We start from the raw sequence: 20,341 nt of genomic DNA, 5'->3' as shown, positions 1-20,341 counted from the left end.
GTGGGGTAGTATGAGTAAGATAGCGAAGCAAGACGTTGCGCGTCTTATCGAGTTAGTCGGTGGCAAAGAGAATATTGCGAGTGTCAGCCATTGTCTGACTCGACTGCGTTTTGTATTGAACGATACGGAACTGGCGAACAAAGCAGAACTAGAAAAGCTGAAACTAGTAAAAGGTTGCTTTACTAACGCAGGTCAATTCCAAGTTGTGATTGGCACCGAGGTTGATGAGGTGTACGCACTTCTGATTGAGCAAACTGGCAAAGATTCATCGTCAAAAGATGAGGCTAAACTTGCAGCCCGTCAGAACATGAACTTTCTTGAACGTGGTATCTCCCATTTAGCCGAAATTTTCGTACCACTGCTGCCTGCCATTATTACTGGTGGTTTGATCCTTGGTTTCCGTAATGTGATTGGCGACATTCGCATGTTCGACGGCAAAACCTTGGTTGAAATCAGCCAATTCTGGGCAACCGTTCACTCATTCTTGTGGCTGATTGGTGAAGCTATTTTCTTCTTCCTACCGGTTGGCGTTTGTTGGGCAACGGTTAAGAAACTCGGCGGAACGCCTATTCTGGGTATCACACTTGGTGTGACCTTGGTTTCACCACAACTCATGAACGCATACATGATAGGTAAATCGGTACCTGAAGTGTGGGACTTTGGTCTGTTCGTTATTGAGAAAGTCGGTTATCAGGCACAAGTGATCCCTGCGATGCTAGCGGGTGTGGCTCTGGCGTTCATCGAGACCAACCTCAAACGCATTGTGCCTGCTTACTTGTACCTTGTGATTGTACCGTTTGTATCGATTATATTGTCAGTGATTCTAGCTCACGCCTTTATTGGCCCATTCGGTCGTATGTTAGGCGATGGTGTAGCATTCGCGGCTAAAGCTGCAATGACCGGTGACTTTGCGATTCTTGGTTCAGTAGTCTTTGGTTTCTTATACGCACCTTTAGTTATCACAGGTATTCACCACACAACCAACGCTGTGGATTTGCAATTGATGCAAGACTTAGGTGGTACACCAATCTGGCCTTTAATTGCACTATCAAACATTGCACAAGCTTCTGCGGTTGTCGGCATCATTATTTTGAGTAAGCGCGAAGGTGAACGAGACATCTCGGTACCTGCGGCAATCTCAGCATATTTAGGCGTGACGGAACCAGCGATGTACGGCATCAACCTTAAATACAAATTCCCAATGTTGAGCGCGATGATCGGCAGTGCCGTAGCCGCTGCAATCTGTGGTAGCGCTGGTGTTATGGCGAATGGTATCGGTGTGGGCGGCTTGCCGGGTATCTTATCGATTCAACCGCAATATTGGTCGATTTACTTAGTCGCGATGCTGGTGGCGGTTGTACTGCCGATAACGCTGACGCTGTTCTTCTACAAGCGAGCACAGATGAAAGGCGAACTAGAAACCGCCAACGCATAATGCATTTAACAAGCGATGACTTTAAGTGAGTCATCGCTTTTTCTCTTAGTAATAACGGCTATTCGACCATGATTCACATGGTGATTTTTTATTTATATTTTCTGGTAAGTGAGTGTTAGAGATGGCGATGACTGAGCGCGATGAAAGTTGGTGGAAAACCGCAACCATCTATCAAATCTACCCAAAGAGCTTTTGTGACAGCGGGAGCCAAGGTACTGGCGATATCAAAGGAATCATTTCAAAACTGGATTACCTTAACCACTTGAGTGTGGATGCGATTTGGCTAACCCCAGTTTACGCGTCACCCATGATCGACAATGGTTACGATATCTCAGACTACTACGCAATTAACCCTCAATTCGGCACCATGGAAGACTTCGACCTGTTACTGTCTGAAGCTCACCAACGTGGCATCCGTATCGTGATGGATATCGTGGTAAATCATACCTCGACCGAGCATGCGTGGTTTCAGTCTGCGTTGGGTGACAAAAACAGTCCATACCGCGATTATTACATTTGGAAAGATCCAGTAGATGGCCAAGCACCAACCAATTGGCAGTCTAAGTTTGGTGGTAATGCATGGGAAATGGATGAGGCCACAGGGCAGTATTTCCTACACCTATTCGCGAAAGAGCAGGCCGACCTCAACTGGGAAAACCCGGTTGTACGTGAAGAAGTAAAAGACGTTATCAGCTTCTGGGCTGAGAAGGGCGTCGATGGTTTTCGCTTAGACGTGATTAACCTGATTTCAAAACAGCAAGATTTCCCGAATGATGATATTGGTGATGGTCGCCGTTTCTATACCGATGGCCCACGTGTGCATGAATATTTGAAAGAGATCAGCGAAGCGGTATTTCAGAAATACGGCAGCGTGACAGTCGGCGAGATGTCTTCAACCACGTTGGAACATTGTCAGAAATACTCAAATATTGATAACAGCGAACTGTCGATGGTGTTTAACTTCCACCACCTTAAGGTTGATTACACCAATGGTGAGAAGTGGACCAATGCACCGTTTGATTTCTTACAGCTCAAGTCGATCTTCAATCACTGGCAAACCGGTTTGAACGGCAAAGGGTGGGGTGCGTTATTTTGGTGTAACCATGACCAACCAAGAGTTGTGAGCCGCTTGGGTAACGATAAACAATATCGTATTGAATCGGCCAAGATGCTGGCCGCGTCTGTGCACATGATGCAAGGCACACCTTATATCTATCAAGGTGAAGAGATTGGGATGACTAATCCAGGTTATACCGACATCAGCCAATATCGTGATGTAGAGAGCACCAATATGTACGACATCATGGTTAACCGTGATGGTGTAGCTCATGAAGATATGATGGCGATCTTGGCGCAGAAATCTCGTGATAACTCTCGTACGCCAATGCAGTGGAATCGTGAAGCTTACGCAGGCTTCTCACAATCACAGCCATGGCTAGATGTTGCGAATAACTACACTGAGATCAACGCTGAGCAAGCGCTCGAAGATAAAGACTCTGTTTTCTATTTCTACAAGAGCTTGATTGAGTTACGTAAAGAAGTGCCAGTGATTACTCACGGTAGTTACCAAGATCTATTGCCTGAGCATCCGTCGGTATTTGCGTACTCTCGTGAGAGTGAAGGGCAGATCCTGCTGTGTATTAATAACTATTATGGTGAAGCGTGTCAGGTTGAGTTGCCTAATGAACTTGATCTGGATGAAGCGCAATTGCTACTGGGGAATTACCCTGAAGATCCGTCGCCAGTTTCTGTAAATACGATGATCTTGCGACCGTATGAAACAATAATTCTCTTGATAGAGCAATAATACTCGTTCCCCTATGCGAGTATAAGCTTTGAGCCTGAATTCTAAATGTCAGGCTCAAAGCTTTCCTTCCTATTTCAGCGGAAGGCTTGTTCGATTGATTAGCCTTTATTGACCGTAAATGAATCGAGAACCCACACACTTTCGCTCAGTTGAGTACCGTTCTTTTCATCCCAGTCCATCGTTTTTACAACACCAAAGCTTGGGTTAAACCATGTTTCGGTATTGCTTTGAAATTCAGCTGAGTCATACCCATCACATGCAACGTTGTAAGTGTTTTCAACTTTCAGGTACGCCGTTTCAATTTTCTTACCTTGAACCGTCATAGTTGATCGTTGGCCATTCTCAGATACTTGTTGGCTCCAGTTGAATCGACATTGTGTTTCTGATGGTCCTAAATCATTGATGCCTTCTTCATAGAAATCATCAAGCAAGGCTTCTAGTTGTCCAGTCGTCACATCAAACGAGAGGCTCACTGAATTGTCACTGATATCAATATTTGGGCTTTTTTCTTTTACTGTGTGGCTTGAAGATTTGAATACTGGGTTGGTCACCAAAAAGTCGACAGCCTCACCATTGCTCAGTTCTATATTGGAATCAACTGAGTTAACAAAGCCATCACTGCCTTTGTAAAATAGTTCACTGTCCGTATCACCTTGCACTGTCATATCAGCAGCGTAAAAGCTGTTGATACCACTATTTACCATGCTTTCTACCGTTGCTTTTAGCTTCTCTAGTTCAGCAACACCTTCAGTAGTGTTAGAGATAGCTAGCTTATCCAACTCCAGCTGAATATTGGCCAACATTAGTTCAGAACTGATGTCTCGGTATGCAAGCTCCAGCGTTATGTTTTCTCCACCATCTTCTGATACTAGGTACGATAATAATGTGATGTTCTGTGGGGTAAATTGAGAGTTGTTAATCGGGTAATCGAACTGACTTGCCCCAGTTGAGCCAGTTGAAGATCCACCTCCGCCGCCACACCCGTAAAGAGCAAAGAGAGAAGTCGCAAGCAGCGTCATAGATTTATTCATGTTGAGCATTCCTAATGTGAATGGCCAGGTGGCCTGATGTTTTTAGGAATGCTATTGCTGAGAGGGTTTAGAGGGCAAAAAACGAAGACACACGAGATCTTAATTTATATTTAAGTCATTGTTATTATAGTCTTTAGGTTTTTTATTCGTTATCTGTTGTTCTACCGCCGTGCAGTAGCTAAGCATTAGGTTTTCCCATTGCTTGATGATCAGTGGCTCTTTGATGCTCAGTTTTAGATTTTTCCAAGGCTGGAGACAAGTCGATTTTGACTCGGGCTTAGATAACCTTGCAAACAGTTCTTCAGAAGGAACCACCCGCAGTAACGCAACTAAGGACTCCATGTAGTTTAGACGGAACTTATCCATGTCCCCTTGCTTGTAAGCAATATGAGAAATCATCATATAAACAAGTGCGTTTTCGATGGTGGAGTTACCCGCCGTGTTAGTCAGAAAATCTTTTGCGGTTTGTAGGTCTCTTAACTTGAAATGAATAATCCCAAGCCAGAGTTTGAGTTCGTCGGGAATCCATTTAAAGCGTGTTTGCACAAGACTAGTGAAACTAATCAGGCGTAGGTGGTCGGTCTCAAACAACGCCAGTTGTCGTGCAATCAATGTTGAGGTCATTACGTTGAGGGGGAATTTATCAAGCTCCAGTGTTTGCCCATCAAGTAAACGATTTAGTTCTTCATTATTGACAGACCATTCTGAAGCTAAAGGAGCAGGCAGAGCAAAGTAGTTCGCCAGTTCTCGATTGATTTCCATCAGGCTTTCACTGAGGTTATCGATTTCTATTGAGTAGATGCCACGAAAGGCGAGCTTCCCGGAGCTTGGGTAAATAAGGCTTACTTTGGCGGTAAGACGTTTATCGACTTCTTGATCTTTCAATTGAACATTGAGTAGGTAATCACTGGTACGCATGTTCTTTGCGCCAGGAAAGAAGGGAGAGTTATCTACTGGATCGACGAAGTAACTCGGTGCATCTTGGTTAGCTAAATCGGTATAAGCGTATTCAATTTGTTGTTGAAGCAGCAGTGCTTTGACAGCCTTTCTGTGTTTTCTCGCATTGTCACCGATGGCGTCGATGCGGTTCAACAATAGTTCTACCTTCGGAATGAGTCTCTGCTCGCGCTCAAGCACGGAGGCTTGGTTCGAAGACTGCCAAAACATATAGCCCAAGGTTGCAGTGCTGATTAGAAATATCAAAGACATTAAAAGCAGTAATGAAGTAACCAGTGACGCTTTTTTGTGAGGCTTAGGCTGCTCGGTTTGTTTTGGCGCTATCGTTGTTTGAGTCGGTGCATTGGCCAAGCTCACAGAGCTCGGGCTAAGGAAGTATCCCTTTCGTGGATAAGTCACCAAGATTTTAGTGGCGTCGCTTTCTGGTAGGTACTTTTGAATGACCGAACGTAGCGTGCTGATTCTATTAGTAAGAACGTTCTTTGAGATGAAATTGCTTTGCCAAACAGTTTCGATGATGTGCTCGGCAGCTAACGGGTCACCAACGCTGGTAAGAAACAGCTCTAAGAGTTCGATAGAACGAGGTTCTAAATCAATGACCTGCTCATCACAACTTAAAACACGCGTGGTTGGGTTGAATTTTAAACCTTCAATATAAATCGAGGTTTGAGTGTCTTTGGCGCTAGAGAGGTAATCTTGCATAGAAAAAAGAAGGCGGCTTATAAAAGCTAAATACTAGCTGTTTTTGTTATGAAAAACAGCCAGTAATTCATTCGTTGGATAGCTAATGTTAAGACGCGTAGTTAACAGAGTAACGAGTTGGCTTATGATTCATGGCTAATACGATGTTCAATACCGCAGTTCCCAATACAGAAACGGCAATTACCCAAGGCGATACAAAGAAGAAGGATGCAAACAGAATACAAGCATCAATGCCCATCTGGGTTTTACCTACAGAGATACCGTAGCGATCTTGGATAAACAAACACAACACATTAAAGCCACCTAAGCTTGAGCGATGACGGAATAGTATCAGCATACCTAAACCCATTAACAAGCCACCTGCTACCGCGCAGTAAATTTCATTATGAACTTCTAATGAGATTACCAAGTATAAATGGTCGGCAAATACAGACACTAAAGCGCCAGAGATGGCACTGCTAATCGCAAAGTGACGGCCAAATCGTTTCCATGCTAATAAGTAGAATGGACAATTGGCAATAAAGTACAAAATACCAAAGGTTACCGGCGTAAATTGACTCAAAAGTAGAGCCAAGCCAGTAGTACCACCGGTAAGCAGGTTCGCTGACTGTAAAAAGAAGACGCCTAATGCCACTAAAAACGTGCCAGTAAGAATAGCGACCCAATCTTCTTTACGTGAGTGTTTTTCCATCGTTTTTATAATTACCTAACCAATAAAGGCGTGCATAGTAGAGAAAAACCTTAGCTTTCGGTAGCTTGAGGTGCAAAATTAAGGTAAACCTATGTAATCTGCGTTTTACAGGGTGTAAAGCGTAAAATTGACAGTAAGCTTCATCTTTGGTTGGATAAGCTTAATAACCATGATAAATCTTATTTGTGATTATGAAAAAACTGCATGATAAAATTGCAATTAGCTCTTTATGACCTAGATCAAATTATGTAGAATGCGTCACATCAAAACGGTGACGGAAACGTTTGCTTTCGGTCGTTGTGTGGTTTTTTTGAAACTTTCAGTACAATCTGAGTCAGGAGATACAGATGCTTAAGCGTGACATGAACATTGCTGATTACGATGCGGATCTATTCGCAGCTATCCAAGAAGAAACTCTTCGTCAGGAAGAGCACATCGAACTTATCGCTTCAGAAAACTACACAAGCCCACGTGTAATGGAAGCTCAAGGTTCTCAACTTACAAACAAATACGCTGAAGGCTACCCTGGTAAGCGTTACTACGGCGGTTGTGAGTTCGTAGATAAAGTTGAAACTCTAGCAATCGAACGTGCATGTGAACTTTTTGGCGCTCAATACGCGAACGTACAACCTCACTCAGGTTCTCAAGCTAACAACGCTGTATACATGGCACTACTAAACGCTGGTGATACAGTTCTTGGTATGAGCCTAGCGCACGGTGGTCACCTAACTCACGGTTCTCCAGTAAACTTCTCTGGTAAGCTTTACAACATCATTCCTTACGGTATCGATGAAGCTGGCCAAATCGATTACGAAGAAATGGAAGCTCTCGCTATCGAGCACAAACCTAAGATGATCATCGGTGGTTTCTCAGCTTATTCTCAAGTTTGTGATTGGAAACGCATGCGTGAAATCGCTGACAAAGTAGGTGCTTACTTCTTCGTAGATATGGCTCACGTTGCTGGTCTAATCGCAGCAGGTGTTTACCCGAACCCAGTTCCACACGCTCACGTTGTTACAACAACAACGCACAAAACGCTTGCTGGTCCTCGTGGTGGTCTTATCCTTTCTAATGAAGGCGAAGATCTATACAAGAAGCTGAACTCAGCAGTATTCCCAGGCGGCCAAGGTGGTCCTCTAATGCACGTTATCGCTGGTAAAGCAGTAGCGTTCAAAGAAGCTCTAGAGCCAGAGTTTAAAGAATACCAAGCACGCGTAGTTGCTAACGCAAAAGCAATGGTTGCTGAATTCCTAGCTCGCGGTTACAACATCGTTTCAGGTTCTACAGAGAACCACCTGTTCCTAGTTGACCTAATCGACAAAGACATCACAGGTAAAGAAGCAGACGCAGCACTTGGTTCAGCTAACATTACAGTTAACAAGAACTCAGTACCAAACGACCCACGTAGCCCGTTCGTTACTTCAGGTATCCGTATCGGTTCTCCTTCTATTACTCGTCGTGGTTTCTCAGAAGCCGATGCGAAAGAGCTAGCAGGTTGGATGTGTGACATCCTAGATAATATGGGCGATGAGTCTGTTATCGAAGCAACTAAAGCGAAAGTACTAGAGATCTGTAAGCGTCTACCGGTTTACGCTTAATTTTTTCTTCGTAGTAATTTGAACTTCGTTGTCGAGCATGCTCACTTACACCCGTAAGCTCCGCGTGCTCTCCTAGAATTTCAAACAACTACTTTGAAAAATATTGATATTAGAGGCTCCTTGTTAGGGGCCTTTTTTGTATTCGTAAGTAATAAAGCCGTTGTCGAGCATGCTCACTTACATCCGTAAGCTCCGCGTGCTCTCCTAGAATTTCAAACAACTACTTTGAAAAATATTGATATTAGAGGCTCCTTGTTAGGGGCCTTTTTTGTATTCGTAAGTATTAAAGCCGTTGTCGAGCATGCTCATTTACATCCGTAAGCTCTTCTAGAATTTCAAACAACTACTTTGAAAATAGATTGACGGTATTAAAGGTCCCTTGTGGGGCCTTTTTTGTATTTGAAGGTTAGTTATCTGGGTAATCAATGGCAGGTACTAAAAAGGGCTGATGCTTGTACATCAACCCTTTGTTGTTTGTTGGTCTCGGATTTACTTTTTGATGCTCAGTAAAGTGCCTGATTTACATCTAAACGAGTAGTAGCTGCGGCTTTCATTAAACTTACCTAAGCCTTCACCATCACAGTAGTCGATGTTGATATCACGCATTACTTCTAGCGTTTCTTCGCTGTTCAAAGCGAATTTAGAACCATCTGAACAGACGATACGAATTCGCTCATCATGGCTTACAGAGTAGATATCGACTTCAGTATTACACAGCTCAAAAGACGCTTCACGAAAGTTGTCTTGTTGAGAGTTTGAAGAGCAACCTGCGGTGAGTGCGGCTGCGATAATGGCTAATAGTCCGAGTCTTTTCATTGTTAGTCCTTCGATATCATCAAACTTAGTGATGAGTTTTATATGCTGTTCTGGGTAGCCTATACAACAACACGCTTTGATTCAAGGAGCGTTGGTTCACTCTAAGATATAAAAGTATAGGTGCAAACAGATAATTTATAATAGGTTTATTGGTATTGGTATTGGTATTGGTATTGGTCTATTACGTACCTCAAACAAAAAAGACCAACACGGAGGTTGGTCTTTCAAAATAAAGCTTGTTTTAAATGACTATCGAAACTGTTTTGCTTCTGGAAGATACTCAAAACCGGCAGACGCGAGTTTCGCGATCAAGGCTGCTTTGTCGATCTCGTAGAAGTTGACTACGCGATCCAAATCACCGCCGAAGTCGTCACGCAGCTTCATGTTGACGATACTCATCAACATCACTGGATCCATCTTTGCAAAATTAGCGAGGTTCATATTAGTCCTCGAAATCTGAGATCAGTAGGTTAGCTGCGGCAAATGCAGCACTATCTCTTGCTTCTTTAGGAAGAGACTCATCCGCAGCAAGGTCATTCAATGTTTTTACCGCGCAGGTGATCGCTTTAGGGATATAGCCTTGGTCGCCACTGCCAATTTGAGAATACAGTGCACGCACCAAATCACAACAATCGTATACTTTCATTTTTATACCTAACCAAATGATAACTGATCTCAATATACACATAGAGATAAGCAAAAACAAAGTGGATCTGATTAAGTTCAGGGTTAGTTTGTCCTTGCTCAATATCTTATTTTGTTGATGTTCAATATATCACTTGGTTAGCTCACTGCTTAGACCGATCTTTATCGATTAGCTTGTATTTATTGAGTTAGCTTAGTATTTACTGATTAGCCGGATATTTGCTGTTCAAGTTGATAAGTGACTTCATTAGCAAGGTTGAGTTGCTTTGCCAACTCTTTGAGATAGGCCTTTTCCATGAAGTTCTGCTCATCTGCCACAATCAAAGAGGCTAAGTAGATTTCACTCGCTTGTTGAGGCGACGTTGCTAGCTGAGCGATCTCGCTTGGGTCGAGTGGTTTGTGCAATTCTTCAGACACCAATTTAGTCAGCTGATAATCCGCGCCCATGTTCTCGACAGCTTGCTCTATCTTAGCCATCTCTTCTTCATCAACATGGCCGTCGGCTTTGGATGCGGCAATCATCGATCTTAGAATCAGAACGCTGTGGTTTGAATCGTTCTCATCAAATTGAGCTTGTTCGGCGTTGGGTGTTTGTCCTTGTTTAGACTGGTAGTCGTTATAAACTTTATAAGCCAGAGCACCCAGTGCCGCTGCACCACCAATCCCAACGGCTTTCTTACCCATTTTTTTTGTCTTCTTAGAGCCAATTAACGCACCCAGGAGTCCGCCACCAACAGCACCTGCGCCTAAAGCATCGAGTGTGCTCTTGTTGCTACTCTTACCATCACCCTTACTGCTTTTGGAAAGGCTACTTAAGTTCGAAGATCCTTGTGCAAGCTTCTGAGTTCCTTGTTTAACGAGATCTGATTTAAGTGCTTGGTTAAGTAAGCTTTTGATGTCCATCGATACCTCCAATGGTAAACGTGTCTAAAGAGTTGTTAGAACCAATATACGGACTTGAAGATGAACCGGGGATTAACTTACGTTATTTACTCTACTGATCAATAGATAGGAGTTTGAAGAGAAACGACAGGCACAAAAAAGGCCGCCTAATGGCAGCCTTTCAATGTTTATCTATCAGCTTGCAAAAGCACAAGCACTAGGATTACTTAGCTAGTTGAGCTTTAAGGTGCTCGATAACCGTATCCATAGCGATAGCTTCTTTATCACCAGTACGACGGTTTTTGTATTCGAAGTTACCTTCGTCCATGCTGCGATCACCGATAACGATAGTGTGAGGAATACCCACTAGCTCGATATCTTTAAACATAACACCTGGACGCTCTTTACGGTCATCAAATAGTACTTCGATACCCATAGCTGTTAATTCAGCGTATAGCTTCTCAGCGGCTTCTTTAACGCGCTCAGATTTGTGCATGTTCATTGGTACGATAGCAACTTGGAACGGTGCTAGTGCGTCTGGCCAAGTGATACCAAATTTATCGTGGTTTTGCTCGATAGCTGATGCAACAACACGTGAAACACCGATACCGTAACAACCCATTTCTAGGATTACGCTCTTACCATCAGGACCAAGCACGTTGCAGTTCATTGCTTTAGAGTAAGTATTACCTAGTTGGAAGATGTGACCAACTTCGATACCACGCTTAAGCTGGATAGTACCTTGACCACATGGGCTAAGGTCGCCTTCAACAACGTTACGCAGGTCTTCAACTTGAGCAAGCTCAACGTCACGACCCCAGTTAATACCGAAGTAGTGCTTACCGTCTACGTTTGCGCCAGCGCCGAAGTCACTCATTACAACAACAGAGCGGTCAACGATGAATGGTAGCTCTAGGCCAACAGGACCTAGTGAACCAGGACCAGCACCAACAAGTGCACGGATCTCTTCTTCAGAAGCCATCTCTAGCGGAGAAGCAACTTGTGGAAGATTCTCTGCTTTCACTTCGTTAAGCTCGTGATCACCACGGATGATTAGAGCAATGATATCTGCTTCTACTTCATCAGACGCTTTAACGAATAGAGTCTTAACGGTCTTCTCGATTGCTAGACCGTGTTGCTCTACAAGTTCTGCGATTGTTTTTGCGTTTGGCGTATCAACCAGTTCCATCTCTTTAGTTGGCGCTGCAATTTCTTCAGTAGGAGCTAGTGCTTCTGCTTTCTCGATGTTCGCTGCGTAATCAGACTCAGAAGAGAATGCGATTAGGTCTTCGCCGCTTTCAGCAAGAACGTGGAACTCTTGAGAGCCGCTGCCGCCGATTGCGCCAGAGTCTGCCAATACTGGACGGTACTCAAGGCCCATGCGATCGAATGCTTTACAGTAAGCATCGTGCATCGCTTGGTAAGACTTTTCTAAGCCTTCTTTATCGATATCAAAGCTGTACGCATCCATCATAGAGAATTCACGTGCACGCATTACGCCAAAACGAGGGCGGCGTTCATCACGGAATTTAGTCTGGATTTGGTACAGGTTTAGAGGTAGCTGTTTGTAAGAGCTGATCTCGTTACGTACTAGGCTCGTTACCACTTCTTCTGCTGTTGGGCTAAGAACGAATGGACGAGAATGACGGTCTGTGAAACGAAGTAGCTCAGGGCCCATCTTTTCAGAACGGCCAGTCTCTTCCCAAAGCTCAAACGGTTGAACTACGGGCATCAAGATTTCAACGGCACCTGCATTATCGATCTCTTGGCGAACGATATTTTCGACTTTACGCAGCACACGTAGACCAGTAGGTAGCCAAGTATATAAACCTGAAGCTAGCTTACGGATCATACCTGCACGTAGCATCAGCTGGTGGCTGATAACTTCTGCGTCGTTTGGAGTCTCTTTCAGAGTAGAAAGAAGGTAGTTACTGGTACGCATTCTATGGTATCCGTTTCATCATTGATAAAAGAAAATTTGCTGCAGTGAGTGACAACAGCAAATCTGATATAGCCGCATATAATATCAGCCTATTTGGGATCTCAAAAGCGTTCAATGTCGGTAACATTGATGAAAAGCGTTTCAACAACGAATTTCACGTTAAGATCGAACAAATTTACCGCATATTCCTTGCTGTCTGGCTTACCTTTCTTATAAGCGGGCCTTGGATCTTGGCCTAGCACTTCTTTGATCACCTGAATGATATGACGCGCCTGTGGGTGACCAGACAACTTACTTTGGGCTTGCTGCGAGAAGTTCACATCTAACACTTCAGGTTCATCGGCGGCAAACCCTCCTAGTGCATCGGGAATTGAATCTGAGTAGGGGATATAAGGTTTGATATCGATAATAGGCGTGCCGTCGACGAGATCAACGCTGCCTAGCTCTAACCAAGTTTGTCCCTTTTCTTGAGATACACCTTTGAGCTCAACTGCAGACATGCCTATTCCATTCGGCCTAAAAGTGGCACGCGATGCGAAGACACCAATGCGTTCATTACCGCCAAGTCGAGGTGGCCTTACTGTTGGTTTCCAGCCTGCTTCAAGGTTCTTATCGAACAGAAACAGCAGCCACACATGGCTAAATTGCTCAATACCACGAACGGATTCAAGACAGTTTGCTGCGTCAGCAAGCCTAACTCTTGAGCTAGATGTTGGTACCAACCTAGGCTGCCTTGGTACTGCAAACTTCTCTTTATAGGGAGACTCTATAAAGCCAATAGGTTCAATGGAGTACATGAGGGAAGGTTCTCTGATTACAATCTATGGTTAAAAAATATCATAAAATCGCTTGTTTTTCTTTTGATAATAATTATCATTTGATATGTTATAACATATCAATTTAAATCTTTAGGGAAATACAATGAAACCGAATATCCACCCTGACTACCGCACAGTGGTGTTCCATGACACCAGTGTTGATGAATACTTCTTGATTGGCTCAACGTTGAAAACAGAACGTACTATCGAATGGGAAGATGGCAATACTTACCCTTATTTCACGATTGAAGTGTCTGCAAAATCGCATCCTTTCTATACGGGTAAACAGAGAGTGCTACATAAAGAGGGACGCGTTGCTAACTTTACTCGTCGCTTTGGTCAATTACGTAAGGGAGCTAAATAATGAAAGTTGTTAAATCACTTAAAAGTGCGAAAAGCCGTCACCCTGATTGCCAGATAGTTAAGCGTAGAGGGCGTCACTATGTGATCTGTAAATCCAATCCAAGATTTAAAGCGGTTCAAAAATAACCGTCAATATGATGTGACACGTGTGTAAAAACGAGGGGAAAGTCAAACTTCATTCATTTGTCTGTTTTTCTTTTCCTTCGAGAGGAACCTTGCTGAATATTGAGTGCTTATTTAAAGTACGCTGTGCTTTGTTTTTAAATGAATCAATGAGTTATATCATCAGTTATATCTGTAGTGAATGCGTAATTGTGAATTATAAATCTAGTTTTTGTATTTAATGTAGATTTATTTGCTAATTAATTGTTCAAATAGAGTTAAAAGTCGTCGTTTGTTACACATCTTGTAACATTTTGAATTTCTAATTGATAATTTTGTCGCGTACCCTTCGCTGGCAATTTGAACATCTTTGTCACAATTGCACAGGAATCACTACACAAGGAGGGAACAGATGAGTTCATCTGCTTCAATAAAAAACAACGCACCAAAGAAACCTATTTTCACACGCTTTTTAGACAGCGTTGAATATTTGGGGAACCTTTTACCCCACCCAATCACTCTTTTTGCAATCTTCTGTGTCGCAATCCTAGTTTCTTCAGGTATTGCCGGTTACTTTGAAGTGTCTGTAATGGACCCTCGCCCCGAAGGTGCTAGTGGTCGTGCTGCTGATGGTATGATCCACGTTGTAAGCCTGCTTAATGCAGAAGGCCTACAACTTATCGTTACAAATCTCGTTACAAATTTTGTTGGCTTTGCTCCTTTAGGCACCGTGCTTGTTGCCATGCTAGGTGTAGCCATTGCTGAACATTCTGGTCTTTTATCTGCTGCAATGCGCGGCATGGTAATGGGTGCCTCTCAGCGCATGGTGACAGTAACTGTCGTCTTTGCAGGTATTATTTCGAATACTGCATCTGAGCTTGGTTATGTAGTTCTTATCCCACTTGCAGCGATGCTTTTCCATTCTTTAGGTCGTCACCCTCTTGCAGGTTTAGCGGCTGCATTTGCTGGTGTCTCTGGTGGTTATTCTGCCAACCTACTTATCGGTACGGTTGATCCACTGCTTTCGGGTATTACCGAAACTGCAGCACAAATGCTTGATCCATCTTACTCTGTTGGTCCTGAATCAAACTGGTACTTCATGTTTGTTTCGACCTTCTTTATCTCGATTGCAGGTGCATTTGTAACAGAGAAGATTGTTGAACCTAAGCTGGGTAAATACAACGACGAAGACGCGTCTGAAGACCTTTCAAATGACTCAATGGGTAAGCTCAATGATACTGAGAAGAAAGGCCTTAAGTTTGCGGGTGTTGCAGTATTAATCGTCAGTGCGCTTTTAGCTTGGACTGTTGTTCCTGCTGACGGTGTTCTGCGTTCAGAGGCGGGCACGATTTCAGGTTCTCCATTCCTGAAAAGTATCGTCGCGTTTATCTTTGTATTCTTTGCTATTCCTGGTTTTGTTTACGGTAAAGTTACCGGTTCAATGAAGAATGATCGTGATGTGATTAATGCAATGGCGACGTCTATGTCTTCAATGGGCATGTACATTGTTCTTGTCTTCTTTGCTGCACAGTTTGTTGCTTTCTTTAAGTGGACGAACTTTGGTCAAGTCGTTGCTGTAGGTGGCGCTAGCTTCTTACAAGATATTGGCTTAACGGGTCCAATGTTGTTCTTCGCATTTATCTTAATGTGTGGCTTCATTAACCTGATGATCGGTTCAGCGTCTGCACAGTGGGCAGTAACAGCGCCAATCTTCGTTCCAATGCTTATGCTAGTAGGCTATGCACCAGAAACGATTCAAGCGGCTTACCGTATCGGTGATTCAACAACGAACATCATTACACCAATGATGAGCTATTTCGGTCTTATCCTTGCAGTAGCGACTCGTTACATGAAGAACCTAGGTATTGGTACACTGATTGCGACAATGCTGCCTTACTCAATGGTATTCATGTTCGGTTGGAGTATCTTGTTCTACTTATGGGTATTCGTATTTGGTCTACCAGTAGGTCCAGGTGCTGCAACTTTCTACACGCCTTAGTTAACAGTGATGGGCGAACATTTTGATTCGCTTATTAACTGAATAAAAGATGATATACCCAAGAGCCTGCATTGATGCAGGCTCTTTTTGTATGAGCCAGTAAATTTACAATCCTGCAAACCGATAGGTGACGCCAAACTCCAATGACCAGCCCAAATCTTGTTGTATTAATGCGCTGTCGCTGTCGTGATGAATTAAGTCTGCGCGTGCGATACCAATCCAGGTTGGCGTGAACTCATAAAGCCCGATTAACCCTGCTTGATAAACAAGCGTCGATCCCGCATCAAACTGGTTTAACCCTGAGGCAGAAGATTCGGTGTTAGAAATACCATACAGGTGATTGGACAGTTTCTTGTCTCGATAGTCGATTTCTATGTAAGGCGTAATAGTGAATGGTTGCGTCCAGGTTTCTAATGTTCTGCCTAAGTGAAGCTGAACTTCGTAGCCGTCATGTTCTGAAGTCACATCGTGTAAGTAGGTGAGGCGTGCCCCTACCGTGCCTAAAGTTATCCCCAGCTCTCCATTACCATCTCGGTCTTGAATGCCGTTAGGTAGGTCAACAACGGTGTCTGATACTTCAGCAAAGCGCCAGTTTCCAGATAGCCCAACATAGGGTAACAGCTGCCAATTGGCTAGGCTGCCATCGATGAAACCTTTTGGACCTGAGTAGAATAGGTTGGGTGTCGCGCCAAATTGAGGGGCACTTTTAGTGGAGAAAACACTTTCACCATAGGTGATGCTTCCTCCGATGATTCCGTACTCTTCATCAGCAAAGTCTTCATCGGCAAAAGAAAGTTGGGTGCTGCCAAAAACAATGGATAGCGAGAGGGCGATTCGACGAATCATAAGCAATACTCCGTTATTGTAATAAATATCAAGAACGGAGTAGGTCGATTAAAATTTCATCGGGGCTGTATTGACTAAGTGACGATTTCTAAAGTTGTCGTCATTAGAAAGACTGCGTTTAGCGTTTAGCTAGCAGGCGATCGAGGTGGTTTGCGAACTCACGACGGTCGGTTTGAGAAAGGGTGCTTGGTCCGCCAGTTTGAATGCCACTTGAACGCATGGTATCCATAAAGTCACGAATGTTGAGACGCGCTTTGATGGTCTCTTTGGTGTAAAGCTCGCCGCGAGAGCTTAAAGCAAGCGCACCTTTGGTGATCACTTCGTCAGCCAGAGGTATATCGGATGTAATCACCAGATCGCCCGGTTCAGTGCGTTTTACGATTTCATCATCTGCAATATCAAATCCACTCGGCACTTGAATTGAATGTATGTTGTTGCGCTTGGGAACGGGAACCAAATGGTTTGCTACAAAGGTGCATTCCACACCCGTGCGCTCAGCTGCGCGTACAATTGTTTCACGGATAACCTTGGGACAAGCGTCCGCATCAACCCATATCTTCATAGTGTTCTATTTCTCTGTTGGCTTATTATCTGTAAATTTATTGCTCTGTTGCCTTATTGACCAGTTAGCTTATTGCTCAGTTAACTTATTGTTCAGTTAACTTGGCTTCAAGCGTGGCAACGCGAGTGGTAAGTTCAAGGATTTGCTTTTCTAGTTGGCTAACACGATCGAGTGCTGGCGCTTCTTGTGTCGCAACTTCCACTTTAGGGACGCGATTGGCTGTTTTCCAGCTCTTGATGGTTGTGATTAAAGCGGGCATAGGAACGGATGTACTCATGCGAGCCTTAACTAAAGCAACTGTCGGCTCTTTCCCTTGTGCTTGTAGTCCTTCAAGCACCGATTTTAACTCTTCAGACACATCTTTAGTGAGCATGCTGACCTCCGTTTTTAGTCTTTTTCTATTTTACTCGCTCGAGTGAATGATAGCGAATCATAAAAGCGCCTATGGCTTGTGAGAGATCTCTTACAAAGGTTGTGAGATAACACGAATATATCATTAGAGAGATTGATGTGCATATGGTTAAGGCTCTGATTTTTAGTTGTTTTATTTAATTAACAACTTGGTTGGATTAAAAGTGTGATGCAAATCTATTGTCCAAAATCTTAAATCGCGTAAATTAAACCTTGTCGGAAGGATTCTGACACGGAACAGGAAAGCACCAAGGATTTGGTTATCTTCAGGATGAAGATTTGGTTACTTAGGATTGAGTGATCAAGCATGGAGCGTAAGGACATTGTAGGGATACAGACAGTTAACAGGAAGTTAGCTGCAACGGAATGACAATGGACACCTTTAGGACAAAGGGTTGGATTAGCATCAGGATGATGTAAAGGACACCGCTCACGGAACAAGTGATGTGCGCTAACTAGGATTGTTAGCTTTCAGGATGATTGGGACACCGCTAGGACGGCGAAGTAAAGGAAAGAGCTGAAGGATTACAGCCACTATTATGGATGATGCATGGAGCATTAATTAGTAGCCGGACTGCTGCGAGTAAGACCCTAGCCCTGACACTTCGGTGTCGGGGCTTTTCTTTTTTAGGGCGTTTCTTTATCTAGGCACTTTGTTACCTAGGCGCTTTTCATCTAAGAGATTTTTATCTAAAAGCCTTGCATCTGCTTTCCTGCTAATGGTCAACACAAGGAGTGTTTTATGACGATAGCAACTTCAAGAACGCTGTTGGTACCTTATACCGAGCAGTTAGAACATGACTTTATCAAGTTGAATTGCAGCCCCATTAATCGTGCTGAAATGAATGGGCCGCACTCGATCACTTCTGCAAAACACTTATTTCAAGACATATTGAACGATAATGTTGGTTTTTGTCGGGCTATTATCCATAACCAAACCCGGGAGTACCTTGGGCATCTGTTTATTTCATCTGAAGGTGAGAAACATGAACTGGGTTTTATTCTGGATAAAGAACATTGGCATCAAGGGCTAGCGAGTGAGGTGTTGAAGCCATTTTTTGGTTTGGCTTGTTTTGAAAAGCACTTAACGAGTGTTATTGCGACGGTCAATGTTGGTCATAACCCATCCATTAAGTTACTCGAAAAGTTAGGCTTTGCATTTAAAGAGACCAAACAAGATCAGTTTGGCCCCTATCATGAATATCGTTATACCAATTATTGTGATGTTACATTCTATGAGGCTGTAGCTCAAAGCGCATAGAGCGAAACCCCACCATTGTCAGTTGCCCTTTATAACAGTCGTCTCCTAAAGCCGAAAACTCAAATTGGTACACCGTGTGCCAGCGCCAAATTGTGGTCAACTCATGGCGCATCTTAAGCTTATGACCACTGAAGGCAACATTTAATAACTGCAAGTCGAGCTCTTTACATTTTCTCGCAATGGCCGTTTTTGCTAGTTCGGATTGCCTGCGCTGTTGCCAAAATAAAAAGCAAAAGAAGCACAAAAACAAAATAGCCAATAAGTTATCCATCATTTAATCGATACTTCCTTTTTATCTCTTAATCTCAATCGTGATTATTAAGCTATTAAGCTATTAAGCTATTAACTTATTGAGCTTTTGCCGCTTGTTGTAACTCAACAAGTGCGTTGGCGAGTTCTGGTGATGGGTTCGAGTTCAATAGCGGTAAAAATACCATTCTTAACGCTGGAATCATCACTAAATCAGCAAATAATTGATTGAATAGGTTTTGATTGCCTGTTTGTGCGAGACGCAGCAAGAATTGCTCAGCAATGACCGGATCTTGTAAGGCGCTCCAACTGCGGCCTGCTATACCAATCAACACCTCTTGGTGGCTTAAGCGTGGACTAGCCAAAATTTTGTTAATCACGGCATTCGTTGTACTTTGCTTTGCGCCAGAAAGGGCACGTATCAATGCTGAAAGTAAGAACAGATCTGGCTCTTTACTTGTGATTTCATTCTCTGCCATTTCTTGTAATCGCTGAGCGAGCTTGTCATTGATTTGCGTATGCTCAAGCGCGCCTAACGTTGCGTAAAGAGGTTCTGATGGCAGCTTATGAAGTGCTTTGCGAATCGCTACACCGTTTTGTTTGTGGCTTAAGCGAGCGCACATATCTGTGATGCCTTGAAGACCAACGGTTTTCCAGTTGTTCCAATCTAGCTCACCCGTGAAGTAATGTTGAGCGTGTTCGTAGTATTGGCTGGTCGTAAGGTCTAATCCTGCTCTTACCTGGCTATGGAATACTGCCATTTTGTCTTCTGAAGGCTTGAAAGTGTATGGGTTGTTTGACAGCTTTTGTTGTTGCTCTTCGCTGATCTCGCCGTTCAAACGAGTGCCCATTGCTTCGATAACAAACTTTAAGAAATTACCAACATCACCCTGATGTAATAGGCCTCTTTCATCGAGTTTGAATTTTAGGAACCAAATCCACGGCTGCTTGTGTTCATTCCAGTAGCTAATCGCTAAGTGAGCCTGTTTCTGCAGTGGGAATGGGTATGGCTGTTTCCCTTGCTCAACATCAGAGAATAGGGTGTTGTCGATTTTCTGGATACGGCGACCGAGGTCATAGATATCGTATTGGCAACCGCTATTTTTCAGCAACTGAGTGAGCGTGTGAATCGTTTCCATAGTAATAAGCTCCTAACTTTCTTTCCTCAATAGATGGTACTCTATGCCCCAATTTCAAGGTCACTAGATAAATAACTTGGTGAAA

At 43.4% G+C, this 20,341-nt stretch carries 21 protein-coding genes; 7 read left to right on the top strand and 14 right to left on the bottom strand.

Annotation, left to right across the window (positions count from 1 at the left end):
- The first annotated feature begins 10 nt into the window (after positions 1-10).
- Positions 11-1,435, top strand: coding sequence for a PTS trehalose transporter subunit IIBC (gene treB / locus AACW75_RS24835; protein WP_145564151.1), 1,425 nt, complete (start codon positions 11-13; stop codon positions 1,433-1,435).
- A 121-nt stretch (positions 1,436-1,556) separates the two neighbouring features.
- Positions 1,557-3,242, top strand: a complete 1,686-nt coding sequence (gene treC, locus AACW75_RS24830; protein ID WP_145571521.1) for an alpha,alpha-phosphotrehalase — start codon at positions 1,557-1,559, stop codon at positions 3,240-3,242.
- Between the two features lie 98 nt (positions 3,243-3,340).
- Here the strand turns inward: treC and AACW75_RS24825 are convergent, their stop codons facing one another.
- The 3 genes from AACW75_RS24825 to AACW75_RS24815 all read right to left on the bottom strand — a co-directional run bounded on the left by AACW75_RS24825 (position 3,341) and on the right by AACW75_RS24815 (position 6,623).
- Positions 3,341-4,273: a hypothetical protein gene (locus tag AACW75_RS24825; RefSeq protein ID WP_145571523.1), complete on the bottom strand. Its 933-nt coding sequence runs from the start codon at positions 4,271-4,273 to the stop codon at positions 3,341-3,343.
- 99 nt (positions 4,274-4,372) lie between these two features.
- Complete coding sequence (locus tag AACW75_RS24820) at positions 4,373-5,932, bottom strand: winged helix-turn-helix domain-containing protein (RefSeq protein WP_145571525.1); 1,560 nt, start codon at positions 5,930-5,932, stop codon at positions 4,373-4,375.
- 88 nt (positions 5,933-6,020) lie between these two features.
- A complete protein-coding gene (locus tag AACW75_RS24815) occupies positions 6,021-6,623 on the bottom strand; it encodes a YitT family protein (RefSeq protein ID WP_017072689.1) in 603 nt (200 codons plus the stop codon).
- 347 nt (positions 6,624-6,970) lie between these two features.
- Between AACW75_RS24815 and glyA the strand changes: the two genes are divergently transcribed.
- Entirely contained in the window at positions 6,971-8,221 is a 1,251-nt protein-coding gene (gene glyA / locus AACW75_RS24810; protein ID WP_017072688.1) for a serine hydroxymethyltransferase, read from the top strand.
- 489 nt (positions 8,222-8,710) lie between these two features.
- Here the strand turns inward: glyA and AACW75_RS24805 are convergent, their stop codons facing one another.
- The 6 genes from AACW75_RS24805 to tsaA form a co-directional block, all read right to left on the bottom strand.
- Complete coding sequence (locus tag AACW75_RS24805; protein WP_017072687.1) at positions 8,711-9,037, bottom strand: hypothetical protein; 327 nt, start codon at positions 9,035-9,037, stop codon at positions 8,711-8,713.
- Positions 9,038-9,286: 249 nt separating this feature from the next.
- A complete protein-coding gene (locus AACW75_RS24800; protein WP_105057497.1) occupies positions 9,287-9,478 on the bottom strand; it encodes a DUF4250 domain-containing protein in 192 nt (63 codons plus the stop codon).
- A gap of 1 nt (position 9,479) precedes the next feature.
- Positions 9,480-9,683: a YaeP family protein gene (locus AACW75_RS24795; protein WP_017072685.1), complete on the bottom strand. Its 204-nt coding sequence runs from the start codon at positions 9,681-9,683 to the stop codon at positions 9,480-9,482.
- A gap of 206 nt (positions 9,684-9,889) precedes the next feature.
- Positions 9,890-10,585 (bottom strand): tellurite resistance TerB family protein, encoded by a 696-nt coding sequence (locus AACW75_RS24790; RefSeq protein ID WP_145571527.1) that lies wholly within the window; start codon positions 10,583-10,585, stop codon positions 9,890-9,892.
- Positions 10,586-10,787: 202 nt separating this feature from the next.
- Positions 10,788-12,506, bottom strand: a complete 1,719-nt coding sequence (locus AACW75_RS24785; protein ID WP_145571529.1) for a proline--tRNA ligase — start codon at positions 12,504-12,506, stop codon at positions 10,788-10,790.
- 101 nt (positions 12,507-12,607) lie between these two features.
- Positions 12,608-13,303, bottom strand: a complete 696-nt coding sequence (gene tsaA, locus AACW75_RS24780) for a tRNA (N6-threonylcarbamoyladenosine(37)-N6)-methyltransferase TrmO (protein WP_102553647.1) — start codon at positions 13,301-13,303, stop codon at positions 12,608-12,610.
- Between the two features lie 124 nt (positions 13,304-13,427).
- On the opposite strand from tsaA, the gene AACW75_RS24775 reads away from it, so the two are divergent.
- From AACW75_RS24775 to AACW75_RS24765, 3 genes are all read left to right on the top strand, one after another.
- Complete coding sequence (locus tag AACW75_RS24775; RefSeq protein WP_145571531.1) at positions 13,428-13,688, top strand: type B 50S ribosomal protein L31; 261 nt, start codon at positions 13,428-13,430, stop codon at positions 13,686-13,688.
- On the top strand, positions 13,688-13,813 hold the full coding sequence (ykgO, locus tag AACW75_RS24770; protein ID WP_010436457.1) for a type B 50S ribosomal protein L36: 126 nt from the start codon (positions 13,688-13,690) through the stop codon (positions 13,811-13,813). Before AACW75_RS24775 ends, ykgO begins: the two co-directional genes overlap by 1 nt.
- Before the next feature lie 388 nt (positions 13,814-14,201).
- Positions 14,202-15,788 (top strand): AbgT family transporter, encoded by a 1,587-nt coding sequence (locus tag AACW75_RS24765; RefSeq protein WP_016800687.1) that lies wholly within the window; start codon positions 14,202-14,204, stop codon positions 15,786-15,788.
- Between the two features lie 105 nt (positions 15,789-15,893).
- Here the strand turns inward: AACW75_RS24765 and AACW75_RS24760 are convergent, their stop codons facing one another.
- The 3 genes from AACW75_RS24760 to AACW75_RS24750 form a co-directional block, all read right to left on the bottom strand.
- Entirely contained in the window at positions 15,894-16,634 is a 741-nt protein-coding gene (locus AACW75_RS24760) for a MipA/OmpV family protein (RefSeq protein WP_145571533.1), read from the bottom strand.
- Positions 16,635-16,752: 118 nt separating this feature from the next.
- Positions 16,753-17,196: a YaiI/YqxD family protein gene (locus AACW75_RS24755; protein WP_004734361.1), complete on the bottom strand. Its 444-nt coding sequence runs from the start codon at positions 17,194-17,196 to the stop codon at positions 16,753-16,755.
- 85 nt (positions 17,197-17,281) lie between these two features.
- Positions 17,282-17,569: a hypothetical protein gene (locus AACW75_RS24750; RefSeq protein ID WP_017072680.1), complete on the bottom strand. Its 288-nt coding sequence runs from the start codon at positions 17,567-17,569 to the stop codon at positions 17,282-17,284.
- A gap of 780 nt (positions 17,570-18,349) precedes the next feature.
- Here AACW75_RS24750 and AACW75_RS24745 point away from each other — a divergent pair.
- Positions 18,350-18,868, top strand: coding sequence for a GNAT family N-acetyltransferase (locus AACW75_RS24745; protein ID WP_017072679.1), 519 nt, complete (start codon positions 18,350-18,352; stop codon positions 18,866-18,868).
- On the opposite strand, the gene AACW75_RS24740 is transcribed toward AACW75_RS24745, so the two are convergent.
- Together AACW75_RS24740 and AACW75_RS24735 are read right to left on the bottom strand one after the other, a co-directional pair.
- Entirely contained in the window at positions 18,834-19,142 is a 309-nt protein-coding gene (locus AACW75_RS24740) for a DUF3301 domain-containing protein (RefSeq protein WP_017072678.1), read from the bottom strand. The genes AACW75_RS24745 and AACW75_RS24740 overlap by 35 nt on opposite strands.
- 73 nt (positions 19,143-19,215) lie before the next feature.
- Positions 19,216-20,256 carry a DUF3549 family protein gene (locus AACW75_RS24735; protein ID WP_145571535.1) on the bottom strand — a complete coding sequence of 347 codons (1,041 nt, stop codon included), beginning with the start codon at positions 20,254-20,256 and terminating at the stop codon, positions 19,216-19,218.
- Positions 20,257-20,341: the final 85 nt, after the last annotated feature.

This window comes from Vibrio sp. L3-7, from assembly GCF_963898195.1.
Classification (GTDB): Bacteria; Pseudomonadota; Gammaproteobacteria; order Enterobacterales; family Vibrionaceae; genus Vibrio; species Vibrio echinoideorum.
This window is presented reverse-complemented; position numbering and strand designations above follow the sequence as displayed.